The 24525-nt window shown below is 32.3% G+C and carries 38 protein-coding genes, 1 tRNA gene and 1 pseudogene; 35 read left to right on the top strand and 5 right to left on the bottom strand.

Annotated features, from left to right (window positions below):
• Positions 1–101: 101 nt before the first annotated feature.
• The 8 genes from OEM44_00200 to OEM44_00165 all read left to right on the top strand — a co-directional run bounded on the left by OEM44_00200 (position 102) and on the right by OEM44_00165 (position 6888).
• Complete coding sequence (locus tag OEM44_00200; GenBank protein MDH3515219.1) at positions 102–260, top strand: hypothetical protein; 159 nt, start codon at positions 102–104, stop codon at positions 258–260.
• A 179-nt stretch (positions 261–439) separates the two neighbouring features.
• Positions 440–565 (top strand): hypothetical protein, encoded by a 126-nt coding sequence (locus OEM44_00195; GenBank protein ID MDH3515218.1) that lies wholly within the window; start codon positions 440–442, stop codon positions 563–565.
• A gap of 44 nt (positions 566–609) precedes the next feature.
• Positions 610–1932, top strand: coding sequence for an adenosylmethionine--8-amino-7-oxononanoate transaminase (bioA, locus tag OEM44_00190; GenBank protein ID MDH3515217.1), 1323 nt, complete (start codon positions 610–612; stop codon positions 1930–1932).
• A 72-nt stretch (positions 1933–2004) separates the two neighbouring features.
• The gene (gene bioB / locus OEM44_00185) at positions 2005–2979 is read left to right on the top strand and encodes a biotin synthase BioB (protein ID MDH3515216.1); all 975 of its coding nucleotides are present in this window, start codon (positions 2005–2007) and stop codon (positions 2977–2979) included.
• Positions 2969–4093: a pyridoxal phosphate-dependent aminotransferase family protein gene (locus tag OEM44_00180; GenBank protein MDH3515215.1), complete on the top strand. Its 1125-nt coding sequence runs from the start codon at positions 2969–2971 to the stop codon at positions 4091–4093. Before bioB ends, OEM44_00180 begins: the two co-directional genes overlap by 11 nt.
• 201 nt (positions 4094–4294) lie before the next feature.
• Positions 4295–5029 carry a cytochrome c biogenesis protein CcdA gene (locus OEM44_00175; GenBank protein ID MDH3515214.1) on the top strand — a complete coding sequence of 245 codons (735 nt, stop codon included), beginning with the start codon at positions 4295–4297 and terminating at the stop codon, positions 5027–5029.
• A 4-nt stretch (positions 5030–5033) separates the two neighbouring features.
• Positions 5034–6143, top strand: coding sequence for a thioredoxin family protein (locus OEM44_00170; protein ID MDH3515213.1), 1110 nt, complete (start codon positions 5034–5036; stop codon positions 6141–6143).
• 94 nt (positions 6144–6237) lie between these two features.
• The gene (locus tag OEM44_00165; GenBank protein ID MDH3515212.1) at positions 6238–6888 is read left to right on the top strand and encodes a hypothetical protein; all 651 of its coding nucleotides are present in this window, start codon (positions 6238–6240) and stop codon (positions 6886–6888) included.
• Positions 6889–6914: 26 nt separating this feature from the next.
• Here the strand turns inward: OEM44_00165 and OEM44_00160 are convergent, their stop codons facing one another.
• Positions 6915–7262 carry a hypothetical protein gene (locus OEM44_00160; GenBank protein MDH3515211.1) on the bottom strand — a complete coding sequence of 116 codons (348 nt, stop codon included), beginning with the start codon at positions 7260–7262 and terminating at the stop codon, positions 6915–6917.
• A 249-nt stretch (positions 7263–7511) separates the two neighbouring features.
• Positions 7512–7928 carry a DUF371 domain-containing protein gene (locus OEM44_00155; protein ID MDH3515210.1) on the bottom strand — a complete coding sequence of 139 codons (417 nt, stop codon included), beginning with the start codon at positions 7926–7928 and terminating at the stop codon, positions 7512–7514.
• Positions 7929–7980: 52 nt separating this feature from the next.
• Here OEM44_00155 and OEM44_00150 point away from each other — a divergent pair, with 52 nt between their 5' ends.
• From OEM44_00150 to OEM44_00060, 19 genes are all read left to right on the top strand, one after another.
• Positions 7981–8718: an archaeal proteasome endopeptidase complex subunit alpha gene (locus OEM44_00150; GenBank protein ID MDH3515209.1), complete on the top strand. Its 738-nt coding sequence runs from the start codon at positions 7981–7983 to the stop codon at positions 8716–8718.
• Positions 8719–8748: 30 nt separating this feature from the next.
• Positions 8749–9561 carry a hypothetical protein gene (locus OEM44_00145; protein ID MDH3515208.1) on the top strand — a complete coding sequence of 271 codons (813 nt, stop codon included), beginning with the start codon at positions 8749–8751 and terminating at the stop codon, positions 9559–9561.
• A gap of 205 nt (positions 9562–9766) precedes the next feature.
• The gene (locus OEM44_00140) at positions 9767–10759 is read left to right on the top strand and encodes a 50S ribosomal protein L3 (protein ID MDH3515207.1); all 993 of its coding nucleotides are present in this window, start codon (positions 9767–9769) and stop codon (positions 10757–10759) included.
• On the top strand, positions 10759–11571 hold the full coding sequence (rpl4p, locus tag OEM44_00135) for a 50S ribosomal protein L4 (GenBank protein MDH3515206.1): 813 nt from the start codon (positions 10759–10761) through the stop codon (positions 11569–11571). Before OEM44_00140 ends, rpl4p begins: the two co-directional genes overlap by 1 nt.
• Entirely contained in the window at positions 11568–11834 is a 267-nt protein-coding gene (locus OEM44_00130; GenBank protein MDH3515205.1) for a 50S ribosomal protein L23, read from the top strand. The genes rpl4p and OEM44_00130 overlap by 4 nt, the downstream gene beginning before the upstream one ends.
• A 44-nt stretch (positions 11835–11878) precedes the next feature.
• Complete coding sequence (locus tag OEM44_00125; GenBank protein MDH3515204.1) at positions 11879–12274, top strand: 30S ribosomal protein S19; 396 nt, start codon at positions 11879–11881, stop codon at positions 12272–12274.
• A 5-nt stretch (positions 12275–12279) separates the two neighbouring features.
• Entirely contained in the window at positions 12280–12738 is a 459-nt protein-coding gene (locus tag OEM44_00120; protein ID MDH3515203.1) for a 50S ribosomal protein L22, read from the top strand.
• A gap of 2 nt (positions 12739–12740) precedes the next feature.
• The gene (locus tag OEM44_00115; protein ID MDH3515202.1) at positions 12741–13496 is read left to right on the top strand and encodes a 30S ribosomal protein S3; all 756 of its coding nucleotides are present in this window, start codon (positions 12741–12743) and stop codon (positions 13494–13496) included.
• Positions 13493–13699 carry a 50S ribosomal protein L29 gene (rpmC, locus tag OEM44_00110; GenBank protein ID MDH3515201.1) on the top strand — a complete coding sequence of 69 codons (207 nt, stop codon included), beginning with the start codon at positions 13493–13495 and terminating at the stop codon, positions 13697–13699. Before OEM44_00115 ends, rpmC begins: the two co-directional genes overlap by 4 nt.
• Entirely contained in the window at positions 13696–13965 is a 270-nt protein-coding gene (locus tag OEM44_00105; protein MDH3515200.1) for a ribonuclease P protein subunit, read from the top strand. The genes rpmC and OEM44_00105 overlap by 4 nt, the downstream gene beginning before the upstream one ends.
• Positions 13958–14281, top strand: coding sequence for a 30S ribosomal protein S17 (locus tag OEM44_00100; protein ID MDH3515199.1), 324 nt, complete (start codon positions 13958–13960; stop codon positions 14279–14281). Before OEM44_00105 ends, OEM44_00100 begins: the two co-directional genes overlap by 8 nt.
• Positions 14281–14703 carry a 50S ribosomal protein L14 gene (locus OEM44_00095; protein ID MDH3515198.1) on the top strand — a complete coding sequence of 141 codons (423 nt, stop codon included), beginning with the start codon at positions 14281–14283 and terminating at the stop codon, positions 14701–14703. The genes OEM44_00100 and OEM44_00095 overlap by 1 nt, the downstream gene beginning before the upstream one ends.
• A 3-nt stretch (positions 14704–14706) precedes the next feature.
• Positions 14707–15108 (top strand): 50S ribosomal protein L24, encoded by a 402-nt coding sequence (gene rplX / locus OEM44_00090; protein MDH3515197.1) that lies wholly within the window; start codon positions 14707–14709, stop codon positions 15106–15108.
• Positions 15108–15824 (top strand): 30S ribosomal protein S4e, encoded by a 717-nt coding sequence (locus OEM44_00085; GenBank protein ID MDH3515196.1) that lies wholly within the window; start codon positions 15108–15110, stop codon positions 15822–15824. The genes rplX and OEM44_00085 overlap by 1 nt, the downstream gene beginning before the upstream one ends.
• A 4-nt stretch (positions 15825–15828) precedes the next feature.
• Positions 15829–16350 (top strand): 50S ribosomal protein L5, encoded by a 522-nt coding sequence (locus OEM44_00080; protein ID MDH3515195.1) that lies wholly within the window; start codon positions 15829–15831, stop codon positions 16348–16350.
• Positions 16350–16529, top strand: a complete 180-nt coding sequence (locus OEM44_00075; protein MDH3515194.1) for a 30S ribosomal protein S14 — start codon at positions 16350–16352, stop codon at positions 16527–16529. The genes OEM44_00080 and OEM44_00075 overlap by 1 nt, the downstream gene beginning before the upstream one ends.
• Before the next feature lie 6 nt (positions 16530–16535).
• Positions 16536–16928 (top strand): 30S ribosomal protein S8, encoded by a 393-nt coding sequence (locus OEM44_00070; protein MDH3515193.1) that lies wholly within the window; start codon positions 16536–16538, stop codon positions 16926–16928.
• Complete coding sequence (locus OEM44_00065) at positions 16918–17475, top strand: 50S ribosomal protein L6 (GenBank protein MDH3515192.1); 558 nt, start codon at positions 16918–16920, stop codon at positions 17473–17475. Before OEM44_00070 ends, OEM44_00065 begins: the two co-directional genes overlap by 11 nt.
• A 15-nt stretch (positions 17476–17490) precedes the next feature.
• Positions 17491–17781, top strand: a complete 291-nt coding sequence (locus tag OEM44_00060) for a hypothetical protein (GenBank protein MDH3515191.1) — start codon at positions 17491–17493, stop codon at positions 17779–17781.
• 562 nt (positions 17782–18343) lie between these two features.
• Here the strand turns inward: OEM44_00060 and OEM44_00055 are convergent.
• The gene (locus OEM44_00055; protein MDH3515190.1) at positions 18344–18568 is read right to left on the bottom strand and encodes a hypothetical protein; all 225 of its coding nucleotides are present in this window, start codon (positions 18566–18568) and stop codon (positions 18344–18346) included.
• 204 nt (positions 18569–18772) lie between these two features.
• Here OEM44_00055 and OEM44_00050 point away from each other — a divergent pair, with 204 nt between their 5' ends.
• A complete protein-coding gene (locus OEM44_00050; GenBank protein MDH3515189.1) occupies positions 18773–19411 on the top strand; it encodes a hypothetical protein in 639 nt (212 codons plus the stop codon).
• A gap of 91 nt (positions 19412–19502) precedes the next feature.
• On the opposite strand, the gene OEM44_00045 is transcribed toward OEM44_00050, so the two are convergent.
• Positions 19503–20255, bottom strand: coding sequence for a hypothetical protein (locus OEM44_00045; GenBank protein MDH3515188.1), 753 nt, complete (start codon positions 20253–20255; stop codon positions 19503–19505).
• A 481-nt stretch (positions 20256–20736) separates the two neighbouring features.
• Between OEM44_00045 and OEM44_00040 the strand changes: the two genes are divergently transcribed.
• The 5 genes from OEM44_00040 to OEM44_00020 all read left to right on the top strand — a co-directional run bounded on the left by OEM44_00040 (position 20737) and on the right by OEM44_00020 (position 22255).
• Positions 20737–20810: transfer RNA gene (locus tag OEM44_00040), tRNA-Asn, on the top strand.
• Between the two features lie 189 nt (positions 20811–20999).
• Positions 21000–21251, top strand: a complete 252-nt coding sequence (locus tag OEM44_00035; protein MDH3515187.1) for a hypothetical protein — start codon at positions 21000–21002, stop codon at positions 21249–21251.
• A gap of 11 nt (positions 21252–21262) precedes the next feature.
• A complete protein-coding gene (locus OEM44_00030; GenBank protein MDH3515186.1) occupies positions 21263–21490 on the top strand; it encodes a hypothetical protein in 228 nt (75 codons plus the stop codon).
• Positions 21491–21617: 127 nt separating this feature from the next.
• A complete protein-coding gene (locus tag OEM44_00025; GenBank protein MDH3515185.1) occupies positions 21618–22067 on the top strand; it encodes a DUF2299 domain-containing protein in 450 nt (149 codons plus the stop codon).
• Between the two features lie 62 nt (positions 22068–22129).
• Entirely contained in the window at positions 22130–22255 is a 126-nt protein-coding gene (locus tag OEM44_00020) for a hypothetical protein (protein ID MDH3515184.1), read from the top strand.
• A 1234-nt stretch (positions 22256–23489) separates the two neighbouring features.
• On the opposite strand, the gene OEM44_00015 is transcribed toward OEM44_00020, so the two are convergent.
• Positions 23490–23651 carry a hypothetical protein gene (locus OEM44_00015; GenBank protein MDH3515183.1) on the bottom strand — a complete coding sequence of 54 codons (162 nt, stop codon included), beginning with the start codon at positions 23649–23651 and terminating at the stop codon, positions 23490–23492.
• A gap of 80 nt (positions 23652–23731) precedes the next feature.
• Between OEM44_00015 and OEM44_00010 the strand changes: the two are divergent.
• Together OEM44_00010 and OEM44_00005 are read left to right on the top strand one after the other, a co-directional pair.
• Positions 23732–24217, top strand: a pseudogene (locus OEM44_00010) (DUF4352 domain-containing protein).
• 92 nt (positions 24218–24309) lie between these two features.
• The coding region (locus OEM44_00005; protein MDH3515182.1) for a hypothetical protein at positions 24310–24525 on the top strand (216 nt) is incomplete at its 3' end.

The following is a 24525-nucleotide window of genomic DNA, read 5'->3' as shown; positions in this document are numbered from 1 at the left end:
TTTTTACTTTGTAATCAGTCACACATGTATCATATTTTATATAATTTATAACATGTCTAGTTGTAAACTCAAAACCATATTTGAGTTTGGAGATTAGCAATATGCTTAAGTTCATAAAACTATCAAATAAGGTTGTGGAAAAAACAGAATTTTATACTTGTAAGAACTGTGGGGCAGAATTTCCATCAGCCGAAATTAGATTATATTGTAAAGTTTGTAAATCAAATTTAGATAAGACAGGGAATTTGCCAAAAGTATAGATTTTAAATTATCTGTATGTCCATTATATGTTCAAAAAATAGAAATATTGTAAATATAATCTAAAAAATTAGTAAAAAAATTCAAACTCGGTAACAGATGTAATAAAAATAGACTAAAAATATCAAAAACAACAGCAAACATACCAATACGCTTAAGTTTACATAATTTCAGAAAAACCATGTCAATAAATCCAACAGAGTCATGTCTTGATTGTGGAACACCTTTGGAATTAACTCTTAAAGGTCAGAAAAAAAAACCATGTCATAAATGTGGGGCTTATAGAAGAAAAAGAGAATATCTCTAAATCAATCGTTTAATTATTAAGAACAAGTACATCACTATTACCAGTTGAAGAATACTAGTTTTGTTTGGCATCCAAATACACAGATGAGTGAATGGGATTCATTTACACAAATAAAAAGTGGAAAAGGGGTATGGTTAACTGATTCTAAAGGCAATAAGATGATTGATGCAGTAGGATCAATGTGGTGTAATGTCTGGGGACATTCAAATCCAGAATTAGTAAATATGATTAGAAGTCAAAGCAGAAAACTACAGCATTCATCAATGTTCAATCTTACAAATGAGCCTTCAGAAAAATTAGCAGTTAATTTGATTAAAATCTCACCAGGAATGAATAAAGTATTTTATTCAGATAACGGTTCATCTGCAATGGAGATTTCCATAAAACTTGCATTACAGTATTGGAAAAACATAGGAGAGAAAAAGAAAACAGAAATTGCTACAATAACAAACGGATATCATGGAGATACATTTGGTGCAATGTCGGTAGGGTATGTTCCCAAATTTTTCAGTAAATTCAAAAAGCAATTATTTTCAACAATACAATTTCCAGTGCCAAACAAATACCGAATTCCAAAAGGATTTACATTTTTAGATTACCAGAATTATTGTTTAGAAAAAATTGAAAATAGATTATCAAAAAATAACAACATTGCAGCTTTTGTGATGGAGAGTGGTGCACAAGTTGCGGGCGGAGTGATTATTTATCCAAAAGGATTTCAAAGAAAAATAAGCCAATTATGTAAAAAACATGAAGTATTATTGGTTTTAGATGAAATTGCAACAGGATTTGGCAGGATGGGCTCCATGCTACAGTATGAGGAGCAAAAAAGTATTCCAGACATTGTAGCATATGGAAAGATGTTGACAGGAGGATATCTAACAATGGCTGCAACTCTGACAAATAAGAAAATCTATAACTCATTTTTGGGGAAATTTAATGATTGGAAACATTTGTTTCATGGTCATACCTATACAGGAAACCCGATAGCAGCTGCAGTTGCAAACAAAAACATCGAAATGTATCAAAAGAATCATCTTATTAAAAAAATTCAGAAAACTGCAAGAATTTTTGAGAAATACTACACACAGATCTTAGATATTGATATTGTAGGGGACATCAGACATAAAGGAATGTTAATGGGAATAGAACTAGTATCAAATAAAACTAAAAAAACACCAATCCAATCAATAAAATCAATCAATAAGATATTTTTTGAGGAAGGAAAAAAGAATAAAATCTATCTTAGAACTCTTGGAAATATAGTCATGCTTGTACCACCACTTGCAATTTCAGAAAAAGATCTAGACTTACTGCTAAACAATACAATAAAGACTATTCAGGCTGCAAAACACCATTTTATCTGAGTGTTGATCCACTATACATACAGGATTAGATTTTCCAGTATTGTTATAAATGGAATATAAGATCATCTAGTTATGAGCAAGAAATTCATCAAAGAGTGTCAGGAAAAAGTATTTTCAGGAATACAAATATCAGCCGACGAAGCAGACAAATTATTTAATATTCCAAATGATGATTTAAAATATTTAGCACAATGCGCAAACAAGATTACCCGAGATTTTAACGGAAACAAAGTAGATGTAGAGCAATTAAACAATATTAAAAAAAATGCTTGTAGTGAGGATTGTACTTTTTGTGGACAATCAGCGTTTTTTGATACAGGAATTGAAACATACCAGTTGCCATCTCCAGAAGAAGTAGTGGCTAAAGCTCAAAGTGCAAAAGAACAAGGGGCAGAATCATATTGTCTTGTAGCTGCATGGAGAGAACCTTCTGCAAGAGATTTTGATAAAGTTTGTAATATTATTAATGAGATCAACAAAAAAGTTGGAATTAGTGTTGAGTGTAGTTTAGGTTTTTTAACTAAAGAACAAGCTACAAAACTAAAAGATCTTAATGTAAAAAGATACAACCACAATCTAGAAACTTCAAAATCTAAATTCTCAGAAATATGTACAACACATACATATGAAGATAGGTTAAAAACATTAGAAATCGCAAGAAATGCAGGACTTGAATTATGTACTGGTGGGATAATAGGTCTTGGAGAAACAAGAAAACAGAGATTAGAATTAACATTAGAATTAGCTAGAATATATCCAGAGGAGGTAACAATAAACATACTAGTTCCAGTTCCAGGGACCCCTCTTGAATTGCAAACAGAACTTCCTAATTCAGAAATCATTAGAATATTTTCTGTAATCCGATTTCTCTTACCAGAATCAGTGATCAAGATTTCTGGTGGAAGAGAAACAAATCTGGATGATTCAGGAGAAGAATTGCTACAAAGCGGTGCAAACGGAATTATCACTGCAGGGTATCTAACAATGGGGGGAAACGAGGCTGAGAGAGACTTAGAAATGATTAAAAAAATTGGTCTTGAAACATAAACTGCAGTTTATTGATGCAGAATTAGAAAGAATAAAACAAAATAACCTATACAGAAAATTACGATATGGGTATGCAGATGGAGCTAATATTACAATTAATAATAAAAAACTTCTCAATTTATGCTCTAATGACTATCTAGGAATACCAACAACAAAAATACAAATCAAACAACTTCAATCAAGTTCAAGACTTGTATCTGGAAATGATGAATCATACAAAAAATTAGAAGATATTCTTGCAAAACATAAATCGCAAAAAAGCAGTTTGGTTTACCCTACAGGCTACATGGCAAATCTGGGAGCAATTTCCGCCATTGCAAAAAAAGGAGATTTAATTCTAAGTGACGAATTAAATCATGCAAGCATCATAGAATCATGCAAATTATCAGATGCTAAAGTTTTGATTTACAAACATAATGATATGGATGATTTAAAAAATAAAATAAAACAAAATGGAAAGAACAAATTTGTAATTACAGAGGGAGTATTCAGTATGGATGGGGATTTTGCTTCACTGAAGCAAATTGTAGAGATATCGGAAAAAGCAAATGCGATTACTATTGTAGATGATGCACATGGGGATTTTGTGGTAGGAAAAGATGGAAGTGGGACTCCAAATCATTTCGGTATTGCAAAAAAAATTGATTTGTATATTAGCAGTCTTAGTAAGGGTTTAGGATCATTTGGAGGATATGTTGCATCACAGAATAACGTAATTGATTTATGCATAAACAAATCAAGATCATTTATTTACACATCTGCACTCCCTTCATTCTTGGTGGCGTATTCTCTAAAAAGATTTGAATCAAATAGAGAAAAATATAAAAAAAAATTGGAAAATAATATCACCCATCTTTCTAAAGGACTAAAACAGATTGGGTATGAGATAAACTCCAAGACGCATATCATACCAATCATAATTGGGAATGAGAAAGCAGCAATGAAGTTCGGAGATTTATTATTTAATAATGGATTATTTGTACAACCAATCAGATACCCTACAGTTCCAAAAAATCAAGCCAGATTACGAATTTCAGTTACTGCATGGCTATCATATCCAGATATTGAAAAAACGCTTAATATTTTAGATAAGGCATATAAGAAATTCATGTAATTAACGCATTGAATCAAAGCCACCTAATGCTGGCGAGCCAATAATTACGGCTAAAGTAATTACAATACCTAAAACTATTCCGACGATTATGAAACGTTTGTTCATGTTAAAAATTCCAAAATCCCAGTTAAAAAGGGAGTGTATTATATCATGAGAACAATATGGAATAATCCTTTAAAGTAAAAATTGCATTTTTAATTCATGGTAGAGATCACGCTTGCAGTTGCAGTAATAGCAGGAATGGGATCATTTGTTGCACCATGTATTTTACCAATGATTCCAGCATTTTTAGCATATATTTCTGGTACTACATTATCAGAGTTAAGCCAAAACAGAGGCTCCAATACACTATCTATCAACAGGACCAACATTATTTTAAATTCAGTATTTTTTGTTTTGGGATTTTCAGTAATATTTTCGACATTAGGTGTAATTATCAACAGTGTTCTTGCAACATCAGCAAGTGAATTAGTAGGTGGGTTAAATCAAATTGGCGGAGTGATAATCATAGGATTTGGAATTTTTCTTCTACTTTCAATGAAGTTCAATAAGCTAAACATGGAAAAAAAAATTATTCCAAAAAGATCAAGTGCAAGTTACCCAATGTCATTTGTTTTTGGTTTGGCTTTTGCTGTGGGTTGGACACCATGTGTAGGTCCAATTTTAGGAACTATACTTACACTTGCAGCAACAACTCCATCTATTGCTTTTAATTTATTATTAGCATATTCATTAGGGTTAGGAATTCCATTTATCTTGATGGGAGTGTTTTATTCAAGGGCGACTAAAATTATTCGTTCTATGAGTAAACATCTCAGATATTACAATGTATTTTTAGGATCATTCATCATAATTTTAGGAATTTTGGTTTTTACAAATCAATTAGCATATATAGCAAATTTTCCACTTCTTAACGAATTGTTACTCTTAGGGTGATTAAATGAAAACAGAAATTAAGACAGCGTTAATCTTAACAATAATAATCGTCATAGGTATAAGCACAATTAGCATTGTGTTGTCCACACTCGACATGCATACACAATCATCAGACAAATCATTTGAAATGAACTCATTTGAGAAAATCAATAAATCTGGATTTAAAATGGCACCTGATTTGGTTGGAATAGCATACTATCTAAATACTACTCCTGAAGAATTATCAAAAGAGATCAAAGGCAAGGTTATTCTTTATGATTTTTGGACTTACAGCTGCATAAATTGTATCAGAACACTTCCATACATTACTGAATGGAATGCAAAATATTTAGATCAGGGATTATTAATCATAGGAGTTCATTCACCTGAATTTGAATTTGAAAAAGATCCTGAAAATGTGAAGATGGCAATTGCAAAATACGGGATTAGTTATCCCATAGTATTAGATAATGACATGAAAACATGGAAAGCATTTGAAAATAGATATTGGCCAAGAAAATACATTGCCGATCATGAAGGATATCTAAGATATGATCATATTGGAGAGGGAGGATATAAAGAAACGGAGAAAGTTATTCAGAATCTTTTAGAAGAAAGAGCAGCATCATTAGGAATTCAAACAACAACTAGCCAATCACTTGTGGATATCAAAGAGTTTGAACATTCGATGTTCAGAACACCCGAATTGTATTTTGGATATAAATTTGCACAGAATAGAAATCAACTAGGAAGTGAAGAAGGGTTCCACCCTGAAAAAACTATTTCATATTCAGAACCAACAAACATAGAGTTACATAAATTCTATCCAATAGGATATTGGAAAAATTATGAAGACAGTATGAAATTAGATTCAGATACAGGTTCTATAAAATTACTTTACAATGCAAAAGAAGTAAACATCGTAACTGAGAATAATGCAGAACTAGAGATATTTTTAGATGGGCAAATACTACCTGCAAAATATGCTGGAAGAGACATCTCATCAGACGGCACACTCAAAGTATCCAAAGCAGGATTGTATAACATCATAAGTAATGAAAATAGTTCATCACATATAATAGAAATCAAAGTGTCAGGTAAAGGATTCCAAATATTTACATTTACCTTTGGTTAGTGTAACCACGCACTTGTGTAACTGGAGTTACACAACTTGAAGTGACAAATCAGTTTAAAACAAAAAAATCAATCAAGTTTGAGGAAGTTAAGGTATGATCAGTAATTCTTGGAATAAAGCAGAAGGAGAAAGTATAGCACAGAGAGTAATGGGCAAGGTAAGACCCGATGAACCACTTAAAAACAAAATTGATTTTGCGCAAAAAAAATTACAATTTCAAATTTCAAAATTAGAAGTAATTGATGAAAAATTAAAGAAAAAACATGATACAATCTTTGAAAAGATTGTAAATGCTCAAAGAAACAATAAACCAAGTTATGCACAAGCTTATGCAGGTGAATTATCTCAAGTTAGAAAAATGAAGAACATGGTAAGTGGTGCAAAATTATCAATGGAACAAGTTAAACTAAGATTAGATACGGTTTCTGAATTGGGAGATGTTGTAGTAACACTTAGCCCATGCATGTCAATTATCAAGGGATTAAGCCCATCATTAAATGGCATCATGCCAGAAGCAAACGCATCAATGCAAGATTTATCACAAATACTGGGAGATGTGATGACTGGCTCATCAATGGATATGGGAGAGAGTCTGGACATAGGAAGTACTACCAATGCAGACACATTAGCAATTCTTGAAGAAGCACATGGTGTAATTGCAGGTCGTACAAAATCAACAATTCCGGATGTTCCAGATTCACTCAAACATCAAATAGTTGAAAGAAGAACAGATGTTTTAATCTAGAAATGATATGAAAGGCATTATCATCATCAAATAGATTTGAATTTATTTTTGCTTTTTTGAATTAAAATTTTCTTTATTCTTGAAATTGTAGGGTAGCTATACCCACGACGACGATAATTTGCAATCATCATCTTCCAGTTTTTTAATCTCCACTGAGCTTGCTCAGCAGTAACAGAATGAACTTCTTTTTGAATGATGCTTTTTCTACCTACTTTGAGAGTTCCAGCATCTTTTGCTGACCATCTGTTTTTAGCAAATTTTAATCCAGAAAGAATATCTTCGATTGGCATCTCTTTAAAATATTCTTTTAGTTTTTTCAGTTCGGTATCAGTAGGCGATTTAGAAACAGGTAGTTCTATGGTAGATTTTATCATGAATAACTTAATCAGACATACTTTAAGAGATTCATGCTAAATCAGAATTAACTAAAATAGGTAATTACTAGAAATGATTTGAACAATTTCAACAGGGTAAAGGGATGTTTACATTTTTACATAGTGTATTATACATTCCAAACCCAAATATTACAACCGCAAATAGCACCAAAGGAATTAAAATAAAAATATTAGTTTTAAACCCCATAAGATATACCAACATCAAAGATCTATAAAATTGTCACATTGTTAATCAACAATGATACTAAAAATACCCCTAGTATCAGGATCACGTAATAATGTAACCATACTTCGTGGTAATAGATCAGATGCTTTATCACATTTAACTGCCAAAGTTCTAGGACATATAAAATCACTTTTTCTAATTACGATATCTTCTTCATGTGTAAGAATAAGATCTTGATGTCCATTACCTTCTATGATAAATTCATGGTTTTGCACAGAAATTGAAAAGGTTATTTTTGAATCAGAGTTTTTAAGTTTGTCTTTCAATACTTGAGGCAAATCAAAACAGCTTGCGCTAGCATTCACACCTACGATACAATCACCTTGAGGGGTCAAATGAGACTTTTTTGTAATCTCTATAGTTTTTTGATGATTTGATCTGATATTTTCATGTCCTGAAAATTGAATTTCGAATCTCATAGCAAGTTTGATAGGCTAGACTTAAATTAAACTTTCAAAGCATTGGAATCACATGCTTCCTGCACAACAAGGTTACGATAGAGCAATTACTGTATTCTCACCAGATGGGAGACTATACCAAGTTGAGTATGCAATAGAGACAGTTAGAAGAGGAACGATTGCAGTAGGGATCAAATGTAAAGAAGGAATTGTAATAGCAGTTGAAGAGAAACCAAGAAAATTACAAATCTCAGATAATGCTCAAAAGATTTTCCAAATTGATGATCATGTTGGAGTTGCAGCAGCAGGATACATACCAGATGCAAGGAGTCAAGTAGACAATGCACGATTCTTTTCTCAAAGTAACAAAATGATTTATGATGAACCAGTTGAAGTTGAAACAATTGCAAAGCACTTAGCTGATCAATGCCAACAATACACACAATATGCTGGAGTGAGACCTTATGGTGTAGCATTAATTCTTGGGGGAGTCATAAACAAAACACCCCAATTGTATCTAACTGATCCTAGTGGAACATACATTTCATATAATGCCATAGCAATCGGTTCGGGCTCTGATCAAGTGACTGACTTTTTAGAAAAAAATTATAAAAATGATCTTTCATTGGATGATGCTGGAATATTAGCTGCTGGTGGAATTTATCTTTCAAGTGAGGATAAAGAAGGAACAAGCCATATCCGAATGGCACATATCAAAATAGAAACAGGTTTGTATGAATTAGTTCCAAATGAACAGATTATAAAATATGCAAAATCTGCGCAAGAAAAATACCCACACGATAAAAAATAATCGTGGAGTGTTTAAGGAGATTAAATTACATTGAAATTATCTGTAGCTATTCCTGATTCTGCATTATCAGATGAATCACTAAAGATAGATAAGACAAGAAAAATTTCAGTTCTTGCTAGATCTTGTGCAATTTTTAAAATCGATACAATCTATGTGTATCAAGAAGGGAGTAACAAAAATGATGGAAGTTTAATGGTTATGATTTTAAAATATTTAGAAACGCCACAATTTTTGAGAAGACGATTATTTACAAAGATGAATGATTTAAAATTTGCAGGAGTATTACATCCACTAAAAATTCCTAGCCATATCACTCCAGCAAATCCAAAAAAAATTATCGCAGGAGATGTTAGAGAAGGAATTGTGATAAGCATAAAAGGGAAAAAATTTGTTGATGTTGGAATTAATCAACTCATACCATTTTTTGGCAAAACTCCAATTGGAAAAAGAGTTACATTGCAATTCAAAGAAGGATATCCCAAATTATCAGTAAAAGAAATTGACAGGAATGAAGCTCCAAAATATTGGGGGTATGTAGTTAAAGAGAGATCAAACCTATATTCCATTTTAGCAGATTGGAAAGGAAGTATAATAATCACATCTAGAAAAGGAAAAACTGCAACGAAGGAACAGATTGCCAAATATACAAAGTCAGATCAACCAGTACTGATAGTATTTGGATCTCCTGAGAAAGGAGTCCATGAAATTATTGGAGGGAAAATGAGAAACATACAAAACGCAAAAACATTAAATTTTTTCCCCAATCAGGCTACTGAAACTGTTCGTTTAGAAGAAGCTTTACTTGGAACATTAGCAATTATTAATGCTCAAAATACATCATAATATGCAAGAAAAAAAAAATTTCCTACTATTTGCTATTGGTCTTGGTGTTTTTGGAATCATCCTTGGTGCAATAACAATTTGGGATTCAATTTCAGAATTTACAAATCCTTGATAAATTAGAGATAGATGGTTAACTAGTATTTTTTTAGAGGTTAACGATGTCTCACATAGTTTAATAGAGGGAAATCGGTGTTCGATTTTATTCATGGGTGCTAGAAAATATCATCAACCACGTAGAGGAAGTCTTGCATATTCTCCTAGAATACGTGCAAAGAGTATGGAAGCAAGAATTAGATCATGGCCAAAACTAGATGTAGAAGAGCCAAAAATTTTAGCACATTGTGGATTCAAAGCAGGATGTGTTCAATTGGTAACCATTGATGATCGTGACAAAGTACCTAATGCAGGAAAACAACTTGTGAGTCTAGGTACTGTCTTAGTAACACCACCTGTACTAATTTTAGGAGTAAGAGGATATTCAAAAGACCATTACGGTGCACATGCAGAATTTAATGTCTATGCAGAAGATATTCCAAAAAACATTGCAAAAGAAATTACAATTAAAAACATAGAAGGTTCAATTGAAAATGCAGAAAAAAGATTGAGCAAAATTAAAGAGATATTTGCAATAGTTGCAGTATCACCACGCGCAGCAGGATTAGCACAGAAAAAACCATATATTTTTGAAGCTTTAGTAAGTGGTGGAAATATTCAAAAACAATTCACTCATGTAAAAGAATTACTTGGAAAAGAAATCAAAATTGATCAGATTTTTGAAACTGGCACAACAGTTGATGTAGCAGCAATTACTAAAGGTAAAGGATGGCAAGGTGTAATTCAAAGGTGGGGTGTAAAAAAGAAACAACATAAATCAAGAAAGACAGTAAGAGAGGTTGGTTCACTTGGTCCAATATCTCCACAAAGTGTCATGTATACAGTACCAAGAGCAGGACAAATGGGATTCCATCAAAGAACAGAATATGATAAAAGAATCATGGTGATGGGAAATACAGATAACAGTGAAATCAAAATTAACCCCGATGGCGGATACAAGCACTTCGGATTAGTTAAAGGAGATTTCATTATTTTAAAGGGTTCAGTTCCTGGAACATATAGAAGATTAATTAAACTTAGGAGTCAAATCAGGAATGCACCAGCAAAAATTACTAAACCAAATATTTTAGAGGTAGTTATCTAATGAAAGCGTCAGTATACACAACAACTGGAACAAAAGATGGCGAAATAGAACTCCCACAAATATTTGCAACACCGTTTAGAAGAGATTTAATTCATAAAGCATTCACTAATTTAACATCACATAAATTTCAACCACAAGGAAGAAAACCAAATGCCGGTATGGATGTAGTGGCAGACTCTAATGATCCACCAACAGGTCAAGGTGTTTCACGTGTTGCTAGAATGCGTGGTGGTGGTGGTGGAAGACAAGGTCAAGGTGCAGAGGTTGCATCAACTAGAGGAGGAAGACAAGCACATCCACCAATTGTAGATAAAGTAATTCATAAAAAATTAAACAGAAAAGAAAACAAGTTAGCATTATGTTCTGCAATTGCAGCAACAGCATCAAAAGAGCTAATAGAATTAAGAGGCCACAAAATAGAGGGCATAGAATCATTCCCGATTATAATATCCAATGATATAGAATCAATTTCAAAAACAAGTGAAATGTTTAAAATATTAGAATCTTTAAAATTAACACAAGACATTAACAGATTAGAATCTAGAAAATCACGTTCAGGGCAATCAAGATTGAGAGGACGAAGTAAGAAAGTTGGAAAAAGCGTTTTATTTGTAACATCAGATTCTTCAAAATTAAACAAAGCAATAGGTGCAATTCCAGGAGTGGAAGTCAAGAATGCAAAAGATCTGAGTGTATTGGATCTTGCCCCAGGTTCGCATCCAATTAGATTAACCGTATATTCCAAATCTGCACTAGAAGAAATTGGAAAAATTAAGTCAACACATCTAGAAGTTATGGTGAAAACAAAATGAATATAGATCAAGCAATGAAGATCATAGTCAAACCATATATCACAGAGAAGACATTTGCGATGGTAGAAAACGAGAGTAAAATTTGTTTTATTGTAGAAATTTCAGCGAAAAAGCCAGAAATTGCAGAAGCAGTGAGTACATTATACAAAGAAAAAGTAATCAAAGTAAACACAGCAAGAACAATTTACGGCAAAAAAGCATTTGTTCAGTTTGAGAATACAGAAAAAGCAAGAGACTTAGCAACTAAGATAGGAATGCTATAATATGGACCATAAAACTCGAAGTACATTAAAGGAGAAGAAGAGAAATGGTTAAAGAATTTTTATACAGAGGTATTCCAAAAGAGGAATTAGATAGTTTATCATTAGAGAAGTTATTCTTATTATTCAATTCAAGACAAAGAAGATCACTTACTAGAGGGATTAATGATGGAAAAAGAAAATTGATTGAAGAAATAAAATCTGCAAAAGCAGGTAAAGTAAAAAATCCTATCAAAACACATGTAAGAGATTTGATAGTTCTGCCATACATGGTAGGTGTTACGGTAAATGTTTTCTCAGGAAAAGAATTTCGTCCAGTTGCAATTACATCAGAAATGATTGGGCATTATCTGGGAGAATATGTCATAACAAACAAGAGAGTTTCACATGGTGCACCAGGTGTAGGTGCATCAAGATCCAGTCTCTATGTGCCACTAAAGTGATCATTATGGGTAGATTCAATTATGCATTCCAAAACTATGATACAACTCGTCATGTACGCTCTTCAGTGAGAGAGAAGAATATTTCACATAAACATGCACGTGAAGTAGCTGTATCAATTAAAGGACTTCATATTGAAAAAGCAAGAGATTATCTTCATGCAGTAATCAACAAAAGAAGAGCTGTTGCATTTAGAAGATATAAAAACCAAGTAGGACATAAATCAGATCCAGGTATGATGTCTGGACGTTATCCACAAAAGACAGCAAAAGAATTCATCAAGGTTTTAGACAATTTAGAATCAAATGCAGAATACAAAGGAATGGATTTAGATAGATTAAGAATCATTAATGCAACAGTTCACAAAGGTGTGATTGTAAAAAGATTTACACCAAGGGCAATGGGCAGAGCAACACCCAAGAATAATGTTTTAACACACTTAGAATTGGTGGCACAGGAGATTTAGTAATGTCAGCAGTCAAAAATGTAATTAAAGATAACTACAATATGATGTTACTTAGAGATTATCTCAGAGAAGCAATCAAAGATGCAGGTTTCTCACATGCAGAGATTTCAAAAACACCAGTTGGAACAAGAGTTGCATTACATGTAACACGACCAGGGATTGTAATCGGAAGAAAAGGTTCTGGAATCAGATCTCTTACAGATAAACTTACAACAGACTTTGGATTAAAAAATCCCCAGATATCAGTAGTTGAAATTGATAAACCCGAATTAGCTCCTAGCGTAATGTGTAATAGAATGGCATCACATCTAGAAAGAGGTACTGCATTTAGAAGAGCAACAATGTGGACATTAAAACAAATAATGGAAGGTGGTGCAATGGGAGTTCAAATAACAATCTCTGGAAAACTTAGAGGGGATCGTTCGGCGTTTGAAAAACATACCGCAGGAATTTTACCAAGAGCAGGGCATCATGCGGAAGTAATTGTGGACGAAGATATTGCACATGTTAAAACTGCTATGGGGTTAATTGGGATTAGAATTAGAATTGCAAGGAATGAAAAATTGGTTCCAGAATTTGAAATGAAAGTAGCAAAAGTAAAGAAATTGAAGCAAATCAAAGATAAAGATACAGGTAAAATGAGAGATGAAACAGCAGCAGAGGTAAAGGCAAGAACAGAATCAGAACAAATTGCAATTGAAGCTGAAAAAATGAAAGAGCTTGAAACAATGGAAGAAGAAGAGGCTAGATTCAAATGACCAGGATTAGTATGAAAACAATCAAACAATTAAATGAAAAAGATCTAAAGAAGAAAGTTCAAGATACACGTGGTGAACTCACAAAGCTTAGAGTAGATGCAGCCAAAGGAACATTAAGAAAAGAAAGCGGTAAACTAAAACCATTACGTCGTGACATCGCAAGAATGCTAACTAGAATTAACGAGATGAGCAAGCAAAAATGATCACAGCAGATAACATTACAGCACATGAATTCATAGGATTGAACACAGAGATCGTAAAGTCAACTAATCCTCAAGTCATAGGATTAAATGGAAGAATCATCAACGAAACAAAATCAATGTTTACAATAAATACACAAAAGGGAATAAAATTAATTGCAAAAGAGACCAACAATTGGAAGTTTTCAATAGATGGAAATGACGTAGTTGTAAATGGTTCCAAAATTACAAAAAGGCCATTTGACAGGATTGGAGTAAGACATGACTAGAGATATAGGGTTAAAGGTTAAAGAACCATCAAGAGAATGCGAGGACAAACATTGTCCATTCCATGGCGGTCTATCAATAAGAGGTAAACTTTTTGACGGTAAAGTAACTGGAAATAAAGCAAGGCAGACTATTACATTAGAGAAAGATTCACCAATCTATTTTAGTAAGTTCAAAAGATATGCAAGAGGTACAAGTACAATTCACGCACATGTTCCAGGTTGCATAGATGTTGAGTCGGGAGATCATGTATTGACTGCAGAATGCAGACCAATATCAAAATCAGTGTCATATGTAGTTGTGGAGGTTAAAGTATAATGGCAAAGCAGGCAGGTAAAGGAGTAGAAGAATTTAGACCATATGTGACAAGATCAATTCCAATAGGCGCAAACATAGTGTGTGCCGATAATTCAGGGGCTAAAATTTTAGAAATAATCAATGTTCCAAGACATCACACTAGAACATCAAGATTGGCTGCTGCATCAGTAGGCGACTTTTGTAATGTTGTAGTCAAGAAAGGACCAGCAGAGCTTAGAAAACAGGTTTATGGTGCAGTAATAATTAGACAAAAATATGCAGTTAGAAGACTAAATGGCGTGAGAGTTTGTTTTGAGGATAATGCAGCAGTTTTGATTACACCAGAAGGAGAAACTAAAGGAACAGACATTAAAGGACCAGTTGCTGCAGAAGCTTCAGAAAAATGGCCAAGAGTAGCTAACTTGGCATCAATGGTGGTATAAAAAATGAAGCCAACAAAAATGCGTAACAATTTGATTTATCAAGCAACTTTCCAAACACGAAGTAAACAATTAGGTAGTGCGTTATCAAAAGAACTTTATAAAAAATATGGAAAAAGAAGTATACGTGTAATTGAGGGCGATAGTGTAAAGATACTTAGAGGTGAATTCAAAGGAGTGGAAGGTAAAGTATCTAAAGTATCAACACAGAAAAACAGTGTTGCAATAGAAGGAGTAAAGAAAGAAAAAACTAAAGGGGATAAATTTGATGTACATATTCATACATCTAATTTAGTAGTTACGTCACTAAACACAGATGACAAATGGCGAATTTCAAGATTAGAACGAAAAGATCCAACAAAACAGACAAAAGCTATAGATAAAGACAAGAATGAGGTAAATAAATAATGGTAAGTATCGCAGGAAGTAAAAAACTCAAACGCCAAATGGCACCACAGTTCTGGGGAATCACCAGAAAAGATAAACGATTTGTAATTACAGTAAAACCAGGCCCACACAAAAAGAGTCATGCCGTACCAGCAGCAGTATTTCTAAGAGATATGTTAAAAATTGTAACAAGTCTTAGAGAAGCAAAAAGTACAATTTACACAGGTAAAGTAAAGATTGACGGAGTAGTAAGGAAATCACTTCACCATGCAATTGGATTAATGGATGTTATTGAATTAGAAAATGTTTCAGATATTTATCGTCTAGTTCCAACAGAAGAAAAGCTTCTAAAACCAATAAAGATTAAAGAATCAGAAAAATTAAAAAAACTAGTTAGGGTTGTTAGTAAGACTACAATCAACAAAGGAAGATTACAAATAGGGTTCCATGATGGTCGTTCAATAATTTCAGAAAATAAAGTCAATGTTGGTGATACATGTTTGATACGAATTCCAGATGTAAAAATTCTTGAAATAATAAAATTAGAAGAAGGTAGTCAAGGGTTAGTTACACGAGGTAATAATGCAGGTCAGATTGGCAAAATAGAAACCATAGAAGAAGGAACATTTAACCTTCCAAAAAGAATAATTCTTGCTCTAAGTGATAAAAAAATCGAAATCCCAGCTGACATCATAATGCCAATAGGTAAAGAGGAACCAATAATTCAATTAAAGTGATAATATGTCTCAAGTAACAGAATCCTCTATGAAAAAAATATCATTAGACAAAGTTGTTCTCAACATGGGTGTTGGAAAATCTGGAGATGTCATAAATATTGCAAGAAAAGCACTAGATGAGATTTCAGGAAAAAAATCTTCTGCACGTAATGCAAAAGAGACACAGAGAGACTGGGGAGTAAGAAAAGGAGAGCCAATAGGAGTAGCAGTCACAATTCGTGGAGATGATGCAGTTGCATTATTGAAAAGATTACTAGAAGCTAAAGGAAACACAGTCAACGGTAAATCATTCGATAATTTTGGAAACTTTTCATTTGGCATAAAAGAACACATAGATATTCCAGGTGTAAAATATGATCCCCAAATAGGAATACTAGGATTAGGAATTTCAATAACACTAACCAGACCTGGGTATAACATTAGAAGTAGAAGTAAACATAAAGCAAGAGTTGGTAAAACACATGTCATTTCAAGTAAAGAAGCAAAAGATTATCTAACAAAAGAGTTTGGAGTGACAGTAACATAATGGCAAAAGACAGATCATATGAGGTTACGGGAAGAAAAAAACATGATTTCGGCAGAGGATCAAAATGGTGTAAAAGATGCGGAGATTATACTGCAGTTATTCAAAAATATGATTTAATGTTATGTAGACGATGCTTCAGAGAAGTAGCAACATCTTTAGGGTTCAGGAAAAATAATTGAGATATCATGCCAGCAACTAACATTTTAGCAAATCTATTTGTCACAATTTACAACAATGAAGCACGAAGAAAACAAGAATGTATAATCCTTCCAACATCAAAACTTGGAATTGAGGTATTAAAAACACTCCAAAAGTCAGGGTATATTGGAGAATTTGAGCATATTGACGACAAAAGAGGTGGAAAATTTAAAATCAAATTATTGGCTAAAGTTACAAAATGTGGAGCAATTTCACCAAGATTTAAAGTGAAAAATGATGAATATAATAATTGGGAGCAACAATACTTGCCAGCATATGATAGAGGAATGCTTCTTGTTACGACAAATCAAGGAGTAATGTCTCACCATGAAGCGGCAGAAAAAGGAATTGGAGGATTTTTGATAGGATATGTCTACTAATCAACTCGAGAAATTTCAAGACGAGGTAGCAATACCAGAAGGTGTAACAATCACATTGAACAAACATATGTTGATGTTTGTTGGTCCCTTAGGCAAAACTCACAAAAGTTTCCGCAATATTCCAGTCAACATAGAGATAGTAGAAGGTAAAGTGTTGTTAAAATCAATTGGGAATAGAAAAAAAGATTATGCGATTTTACACACTGCAAGATCAATCATTAGAAATCTTTGTGAAGGTCTAATTGATGGATATACAATTAAAATGAAAGTTGTGTATGCTCACTTTCCAATTACAGTAAAAGTTGAAGGAAAGAAAATTTTGATTGAGAATTTCCAAGGAGAGCGTGCATCAAGAGTAACACATATTGTTGGAAATACTAAAGTGGTTCCAAAAGGAGAAGACGTCATACTTACCGGAGAAGTATGGACAGACATCACACAAACAGCTGCGAATATTGAACTAAAAACTAAAGTCAAAAACAAAGATCATAGAGTATTTTTAGATGGGGTATATACCTTTGATAAGAAAAAGGGATTAGAAAAATAAGATTTCTATTCTCTAATGACTCTTGATCCTGAATTTTCAAAACAAACTACTGATTTAATAGAACAAACATTAAAGTTGTATAAATCAGCAGGGGCTTCTCCAAGAATTGGAGAAACTTGGAATTGTGAAAACATTGGAGATTTTCTATGCGGTTTTTTTGTAGGAGAGATGGTTGGTTCCGCACTTAGCGCGTTTCAAATTGTCCATCAAAGAGAACCTACAGCAGAGGAGCATCTTGAAATTATAGAACTTGTTGAGAGTCATTCAAAAGAAATTAGAGAATTTTTTGCTAAATTCAATAAATGAAAAATCAAAATCATTTCATAATGATTATAGCCAATTCATTAAATTTCCAAAAGTATGGATATGTATAATTGGTGATTGCTTATAAAATATCTAATCTAAAATTATAATGAAAGATCTAATACGTAGAATTTGTTCTGATGGATCTAGAGTTGAAGATATAATTCAGTAAAAATGTAAAAAATATATAAAAATACAAAAAAATGAGTTTCTCCGAACTTTAGAACGTCATCATAAATGTTAATTATTAATGCAACAATGAGATTCACCGGTACAAAAAATTGAGAAATTAAAACAGTGGTTAATTTAATTGGTAAATCACAATGTAGTAAATTTTTTTGATTTCCATATGTGATCGTTTTTTATCAACCTGCATTGGATTTTACTCCTTCTGATACTTGAATCCATATAAACCAGGCTTCAAATTCAAAGTATTAAAAAATCATTTAAAGCAGTTGTTATATGATGTGTCCATCTTTATCCATTGCAACAGGAATTCCTTTTTTGTCCATCACAACAATATGATCATCATATCGTGCAACTAGTTGATATTTTTTTGCCAATCTCACCAGTCCTCATCAAATATCCAGGGTAACCCTGCCACGTCTTTCCAATTCAGAGCATTATGTTTTGAAAGATCTTTGAAAAGTAATTTAACATCAAACCCAGGATCATCCCTAAAGTTTACTCTGCATCCCATTTCAGTGCATTGACGTTTCATACCACGTTTTATACTAACATTGATAATTTCTTCACGTATCTGTTCACAATAATCATTTACTGTTCTCATTCTGTAAGAATAGTGACTAACTAATATAAAAGATGATCTATCATTTTGATTAAAATTTGATCATTTTTGCTATAAATTATAGTATCTTAAATATATTAAGACGTATATATTGTCACAGGGTAAGAACAACATTATAATAATTTATTCAATACGTAAACGGTATTCTCATAATGGTATATTAGTAAGAAACGTCTAATTAATTTGTTGTCGTCTGGACTTGATAATTTACTTGCAGATTCCTTACATTCAGTAATCAAAGATAATCTTGGCGAGCCAGTATACAAAAAGATTGAGAGTAGATTACAAGACAGATACAAAATTACAGTCTTAGAATCTATACGTGATTTTAGCAAGATGGATGCTACGCTAAGAGAGCTCTTTCAAGAAGGGGCAGATGAGATCGAAAAAAAATTTCTGAATAATTTTATATCAATAGAACCAGCACCATCAAAAAATAAAACATGGATAACAATTCATGATCAGTCACTTGCTAATCTTATAATGGCATCGTTTTCAGACTCTGATAAGCGTAAAATTCTGAATAATTTACTACTAAAAGAACCAACTCTGATTAGCGATATTGTGAAAATGTGTAATTTAACAAAATCTACAGGATATAGAATGATCAAAGAATTAACAAATAACGGATTGCTAACTGAGATAGGATATTCTCTTACAAGTGATGGGCGAAAGATGAACAAATATGTTTCATTATTTGAGAACATGCAGGTTAACGTAGTTGGAGGGAAATTAGATCTCAAAGTACAAATAAACAATGACTTTTTAAAGCAAAGTCAAATCATTCAGAACCACCCAATGTACATGAATTTTGTAGAAAAGTGACAAAATCAAGATCGTATGAAAAATAAAAGTAGCAGATAATGAATTTTCAAAAATAATATAATAACATAATTGAAAGTGGCATCAAGATTTTTTAGAACGTTTTGATATGTTTGTACAGAGCATAAAATATTATCATGTATGAAATCATCCAAAGTGTATTGACAGGATGCATGCTATCATATTCTCCAATAATTTCTAGAGAATAATATAAAATATCAGCAATTGTGCTTATTGCAATCCCTAGTGTCAAAAGTCGCCAAATTGAACTCAGTACTGTCTGATTGAAAATGGTTGCACCCAATATTGAAAAAGAGAGTGGGACTGATGCAAAGATCATAAAAATCAAACCATAAAAATATTCAAAGGAATCTATTGCATCAGCAGAATAAGTGATATAAGAATAGAAAAGAACAGAGCTAGGAAAAATTATCACTAGCAAAATCTTGTGTTTCAAACTTAGCGTGGGTCTGAAGAATCTTATGTTTATGATCAAGTATAATGTAACCAATGGGTAAAACATAAAAAAAAATAAATCAACATGAATAGCAGGATATGGAGTTTCTCCTAGCATATTCAAATACAAATAGAGTGTTTCTCCAACGAAAAAGGATACAAACGCTAACCCCAAAATCATATATGCCTTCCCAAAAATCTTTGAGCTTCCAAATTTTTTTGAAACTGCAAAACTTGCCGTAAAACAAGAGATCAGGCCCAAAAGATATAACAAATCAATCATGTCAAATTCATCATTAATGTCAAAATTTAGCCAAAGCATGATTTGAAATGTAATTGCCAGTGACAAAATTAATAACAAAATCTTTGGATTGATGGTATTAGATTCCAATACACATTGTGTAAGAATTATTGTTTTTAGGGTTATTGTATGGTAAAACAGATTTATCTTTTTTTAAGAAAATACAACACCTCCACTACCACAATCTTAGAAATTTGATGGCTATTATTTTTGTCCAGTGTTTGACTAGATATGTTGCTTATTTTATGCTCAAAGGAATTATTTTTTTTTAAATAGAATTACACTATAAACAATCCAAATTTGTCAAATTTATTTAATGGTCTTTTTGTGATTCGATTCAAGCAATGGACAAGACGATCACAAAAGATGGGAATCAAAAGGTGCTGCTCATGAATCAACCCTCTCTTCATATACAGATCCATGTCTGGATAGATTAGTTGGAAATTTTGATTGAAAAATACCTACGAGTGGAATATCTGGATGTTAGATTTATCAGTGCCAGCATAACGATTATTCTATTTTGTGAATATACAGCAAGGATTAAATCACTTTTATCAAGGTAAAATCTTGTGCCTCCCTAGCTCAGCGTGGTAGAGCATCCGACTGTTAATCGGATGGTCATCAGTTCAAGTCTGATGGGAGGCGCATACTATGTGTAAGCATATTTTGAAATATCATAATATCAAAGAAATTTAGTAATACACATATTGAGTTTATAATATTTCTAAATTCGAATTTAGAAATATTGATCGGTTGATAGTAACTGGTTTACTCTATTAGACAACATAGATCTAATAGATGATCGTATATTTAGAATAATGCAGGTGGTTTACATTGGTCAGAACTAGAAGGGCCAATAGGTATTGTGTTGATTGTGGTGCAAGATTAGTGTATTATCCTAGATTATCTAATCCAAAGGCTCCTAACGAGCATAGAGTACTTGTTTATGCATGCCCTGATTGTACAGAAGACTTTGAAAAACCAAAAATGTTCTCAATTAGACGCAATCAAGTAGAGGATCCATTAGAAACAGTAGAAATTGAAATAACACAGTTACAGAAAAAAGCAATGACTGTAAAACAATAATATGGTGAGCAATGACATATTCAGAAAAATCAAGAAGTAATGCATGGTTTTTGTTGCCCATATTTTTTGGAATAATAGGTGGAATAATTGCCTACTTTGTATTACGTCATGACGACCAACGCAAAGCAAGAAATTGTCTTTATCTAGGCATTATGTTTATGATTATAGGAATAATTGTAAACGTATTGGTTTCCACATCTTTTCCAGGTATAGATTCAGGTTTCAATGTCAATATTTAGCTCAGACATTCTTGTTTTTCAGATAACAATTTCTATTATTTCTAAATTCGAATTTAGAAATAATAGAAATTTAGAGGTACGATCTTTTGAATTTAGAATCATATAGAACTAATTTGAGAATTCAAATATGGCTCCATCAAAAATGAGAGATAATGTTGAAAGATGGTTAATTCATGAGGGGTTATCGTTTGAAGGAGTCAAGAGTGACGAAAATGTATTTCAGATATTAGTAAAACATGCAGGGAAGTTTGGAGTTCCAGTAGAGATATTTGAACCAAAAGCACAAATGGGAATTCTAGTACTAGGTTCCAAAGTAATTATGAAAAATAATCAAATTGCAAGGTATATGGGATTTAATGATGGTGAAAAAGAGAAATTTGGAAAAAAAGTGTCAGATTTTTGCTATTCAATTCAAGCAATTAGTAAGATAATCACGGAAGATGGAAAACAAAAAGTTGGTGTTTATGTAGTATTAGATGATAAGGAGAACATCAACCAACAAACAATGTTAGATGCTCTTAATAGTGTATCTGAGAAACACGACAAAACAGCTAGATTTTTGTTGAAAACATTTTAAGAAAAATAGATGATTTATCAGTTCTACGCGGACCTTATATCGAAAATTCACTATCACAGAATATGAAAACAATAAAAATTACAACAAAAACAAGTTTCATTGAAAACCAAACTCTCAAATTCAAAGCTTCAAAAAACAAAGTCTTTGTTTTGACAATGATTGCAACTTTGATGGTGTTTGTGAAATGAATTTCTGCAATATTTTATTCAGGCATGCGACAAAGAATTTTGAGATTAGGGTTAGCATCAATGTTAACAAACTCAGACTAGAAGATACAACTACAAAATTCGAGGTAATTAGAAATTGAACATCATCAAAATAATAGATGAGATTCTCGACACATACGACAAAAAAGAGGTCCAGACACATGAATAATTTCTTCAAGGTGATGGGACTAGCATTGGCAGTGCATTTCATTGTGAAAACAGTTCAAAAAGAATTGAAGCAACAGTGAGCATAAACAACAGATAATCACATGCTGAGAGAGTTATTTGTTAAATAATGCCCATCAGATATCATAAACATGTCTTTTATAGGTAATATTCATCTGTGTGAAATTTAAGTCATACATTACAAATATTGTTAATCACAATATTTCCAAAATAGAATGTAAGACATGTTGTTTTGCAGATAGATAAATCTTAAAAAATAAATCATTTGAGTTTCAAATAGGCTATTTGAAAAATTTAGATTGTTTACATTAAGTTTATTTTTTTGAAATTTTTGATTAGATTACATTAATTGTAGAATCTTCCAAACTGAACAATGTTACAAAAATGAGCCTAGAAGTTAAACCCCCCATCAAAATTATGGTCTTTAGGCATAATGTGATATTTTCAAAAACAGTTGTTTTAGGGGGGGGTGTAACACTTGTGCCTAGATATAAAATGCAAACATCAAACCACCAAGATCTCCCAGCTAAACACATCTAAACTATTTTTATCATGCGTAAAAGCTAAACCCCCTAAAAATTGATCAAAAGAGTTGTATTTCAATAAAAAATTATCAAATTATTTGAAGAATTTATTTCAAAATTTTATAATATAATTCAATTAAATACTATAATCCGTTGTTTTGATCAGTTCAAATTTTGTTTCTTTTGGTATATTCATGGATAGTGGAGTCCCTGTACCAAGGACAACTGAGATTATAGTGATGATTATTTCATTCACTAATCCAATATTCAGAAAATTAGAAGTTATTTTTGAACCACCAACCAACAAAATCCCTTTCCAGTATTAGAAATAAGATCTTTTACTAATATCTCAAAATCATTTACAAACAGTACATTTTCATCTTTTTTTGATCATTTTTTGAGGGAATACATATTGTTTCTTATCATGATATTGGTATGTACCAAATGTTAGCATTTGCTCGTATGTCATTTTACCAATGATTACAGTGTCTATGGATTTGTAAAAATCACCAATATCCAGAAGATGTGGTTACTTGAAGCCAACCTACATTACCATTATTTTTTGTAATGTATCTATCCAAGTTTGACGCAATGAATAGGATGATTTTTCTCATAGAAATTATTATAATGACATAGGTAATGATTTCAAATTTATCTTCATATTTCATCAAAATATGAAGGGTTTTGAGCAAAAATTTGTGCATAATGCTGCCGTTTCAACTATATACCAAAAAAAATCAGCTGATTCATGGCAGGAATGGGTATAATTATTGTGATTGGGGCCATAATAGCATCAATAGTTTTTGCAAATTACATGTATACACAATATACAACAAACTATATTGAAGCTGTCGGAGGAAAGCCAGTCATCGTAGGACCAGTCGAGTACACTATTACTTTTGAAGGAACTCATAAAGGAAGTAAAGAAGTTCCACCAGAAAACACATTTGTAAAAATAGGAATTACTGCAAAAAACATCAGTAATGAAAAAACAATCATTTCAGGAGCTAAAAACAAATCTTTTGATGAAAATTCTCCAAATACTGCTTCATGTTTTTGTTCTTTGTCATCAACAATGTAAAATTGCCCTACTCTAGAGCCAAACAAACCAATTGAGAGAACAACACAGTTTGATATTCCATTTGACGAAGAAAAACAATACAAAATAATTATCCGACCACAAAAAGATCTATTAACAACAGATACAGTTGTTATGTGTATTAGAAATTGTTGATCGAAAATTCAAAAACGTGTCAAATTTTATTAGAGTTTGCATAGTAATGTATGACTTTTACTACATAACATGGATGATTTTTGAAAAAAGTTATGGTAACATCAAAAGCCAAAAGAGTTGAAGCAGCTAAAAAAGCAGCAAGAACTCGAAAGAGGAATGCAGCAGCAGCACTAAAAGCAGCAGCAGCTCCAAAGAGAAAAGCAGCAACACGCAAAGCAGCTCCAAAGAGAAAAGCAGCAACACGCAAAGCAGCTCCAAAGAGAAAAGCAGCAACACGCAAAGCAGCTCCAAAGAGAAAAGCAGCAACA

The organism is Nitrosopumilus sp., assembly GCA_029862745.1.
GTDB lineage: Archaea > Thermoproteota > Nitrososphaeria > Nitrososphaerales > Nitrosopumilaceae > Nitrosopumilus.
This window is presented reverse-complemented; position numbering and strand designations above follow the sequence as displayed.

What these genes read in the sequence shown, in the direction of transcription:
- OEM44_00200 (MDH3515219.1), top strand. Translation starts at nt 102, where the DNA reads ATGCTTAAGTTCATAAAACTATCAAATAAGGTTGTGGAAAAAACAGAA.
- OEM44_00195 (MDH3515218.1), top strand. Translation starts at nt 440, where the DNA reads ATGTCAATAAATCCAACAGAGTCATGTCTTGATTGTGGAACACCTTTG.
- bioB (MDH3515216.1), top strand. Translation starts at nt 2,005, where the DNA reads ATGAGCAAGAAATTCATCAAAGAGTGTCAGGAAAAAGTATTTTCAGGA.
- OEM44_00175 (MDH3515214.1), top strand. Translation starts at nt 4,295, where the DNA reads ATGGTAGAGATCACGCTTGCAGTTGCAGTAATAGCAGGAATGGGATCA.
- OEM44_00170 (MDH3515213.1), top strand. Translation starts at nt 5,034, where the DNA reads ATGAAAACAGAAATTAAGACAGCGTTAATCTTAACAATAATAATCGTC.
- OEM44_00165 (MDH3515212.1), top strand. Translation starts at nt 6,238, where the DNA reads ATGATCAGTAATTCTTGGAATAAAGCAGAAGGAGAAAGTATAGCACAG.
- OEM44_00160 (MDH3515211.1), bottom strand. Translation starts at nt 7,262, where the DNA reads ATGATAAAATCTACCATAGAACTACCTGTTTCTAAATCGCCTACTGAT.
- OEM44_00155 (MDH3515210.1), bottom strand. Translation starts at nt 7,928, where the DNA reads ATGAGATTCGAAATTCAATTTTCAGGACATGAAAATATCAGATCAAAT.
- OEM44_00150 (MDH3515209.1), top strand. Translation starts at nt 7,981, where the DNA reads ATGCTTCCTGCACAACAAGGTTACGATAGAGCAATTACTGTATTCTCA.
- OEM44_00140 (MDH3515207.1), top strand. Translation starts at nt 9,767, where the DNA reads ATGGGTGCTAGAAAATATCATCAACCACGTAGAGGAAGTCTTGCATAT.
- rpl4p (MDH3515206.1), top strand. Translation starts at nt 10,759, where the DNA reads ATGAAAGCGTCAGTATACACAACAACTGGAACAAAAGATGGCGAAATA.
- OEM44_00130 (MDH3515205.1), top strand. Translation starts at nt 11,568, where the DNA reads ATGAATATAGATCAAGCAATGAAGATCATAGTCAAACCATATATCACA.
- OEM44_00125 (MDH3515204.1), top strand. Translation starts at nt 11,879, where the DNA reads ATGGTTAAAGAATTTTTATACAGAGGTATTCCAAAAGAGGAATTAGAT.
- OEM44_00120 (MDH3515203.1), top strand. Translation starts at nt 12,280, where the DNA reads ATGGGTAGATTCAATTATGCATTCCAAAACTATGATACAACTCGTCAT.
- OEM44_00115 (MDH3515202.1), top strand. Translation starts at nt 12,741, where the DNA reads ATGTCAGCAGTCAAAAATGTAATTAAAGATAACTACAATATGATGTTA.
- rpmC (MDH3515201.1), top strand. Translation starts at nt 13,493, where the DNA reads ATGACCAGGATTAGTATGAAAACAATCAAACAATTAAATGAAAAAGAT.
- OEM44_00105 (MDH3515200.1), top strand. Translation starts at nt 13,696, where the DNA reads ATGATCACAGCAGATAACATTACAGCACATGAATTCATAGGATTGAAC.
- OEM44_00100 (MDH3515199.1), top strand. Translation starts at nt 13,958, where the DNA reads ATGACTAGAGATATAGGGTTAAAGGTTAAAGAACCATCAAGAGAATGC.
- OEM44_00095 (MDH3515198.1), top strand. Translation starts at nt 14,281, where the DNA reads ATGGCAAAGCAGGCAGGTAAAGGAGTAGAAGAATTTAGACCATATGTG.
- rplX (MDH3515197.1), top strand. Translation starts at nt 14,707, where the DNA reads ATGAAGCCAACAAAAATGCGTAACAATTTGATTTATCAAGCAACTTTC.
- OEM44_00085 (MDH3515196.1), top strand. Translation starts at nt 15,108, where the DNA reads ATGGTAAGTATCGCAGGAAGTAAAAAACTCAAACGCCAAATGGCACCA.
- OEM44_00080 (MDH3515195.1), top strand. Translation starts at nt 15,829, where the DNA reads ATGTCTCAAGTAACAGAATCCTCTATGAAAAAAATATCATTAGACAAA.
- OEM44_00075 (MDH3515194.1), top strand. Translation starts at nt 16,350, where the DNA reads ATGGCAAAAGACAGATCATATGAGGTTACGGGAAGAAAAAAACATGAT.
- OEM44_00070 (MDH3515193.1), top strand. Translation starts at nt 16,536, where the DNA reads ATGCCAGCAACTAACATTTTAGCAAATCTATTTGTCACAATTTACAAC.
- OEM44_00065 (MDH3515192.1), top strand. Translation starts at nt 16,918, where the DNA reads ATGTCTACTAATCAACTCGAGAAATTTCAAGACGAGGTAGCAATACCA.
- OEM44_00060 (MDH3515191.1), top strand. Translation starts at nt 17,491, where the DNA reads ATGACTCTTGATCCTGAATTTTCAAAACAAACTACTGATTTAATAGAA.
- OEM44_00055 (MDH3515190.1), bottom strand. Translation starts at nt 18,568, where the DNA reads ATGAGAACAGTAAATGATTATTGTGAACAGATACGTGAAGAAATTATC.
- OEM44_00030 (MDH3515186.1), top strand. Translation starts at nt 21,263, where the DNA reads ATGACATATTCAGAAAAATCAAGAAGTAATGCATGGTTTTTGTTGCCC.
- OEM44_00025 (MDH3515185.1), top strand. Translation starts at nt 21,618, where the DNA reads ATGGCTCCATCAAAAATGAGAGATAATGTTGAAAGATGGTTAATTCAT.
- OEM44_00020 (MDH3515184.1), top strand. Translation starts at nt 22,130, where the DNA reads ATGAAAACAATAAAAATTACAACAAAAACAAGTTTCATTGAAAACCAA.
- OEM44_00015 (MDH3515183.1), bottom strand. Translation starts at nt 23,651, where the DNA reads ATGAAATATGAAGATAAATTTGAAATCATTACCTATGTCATTATAATA.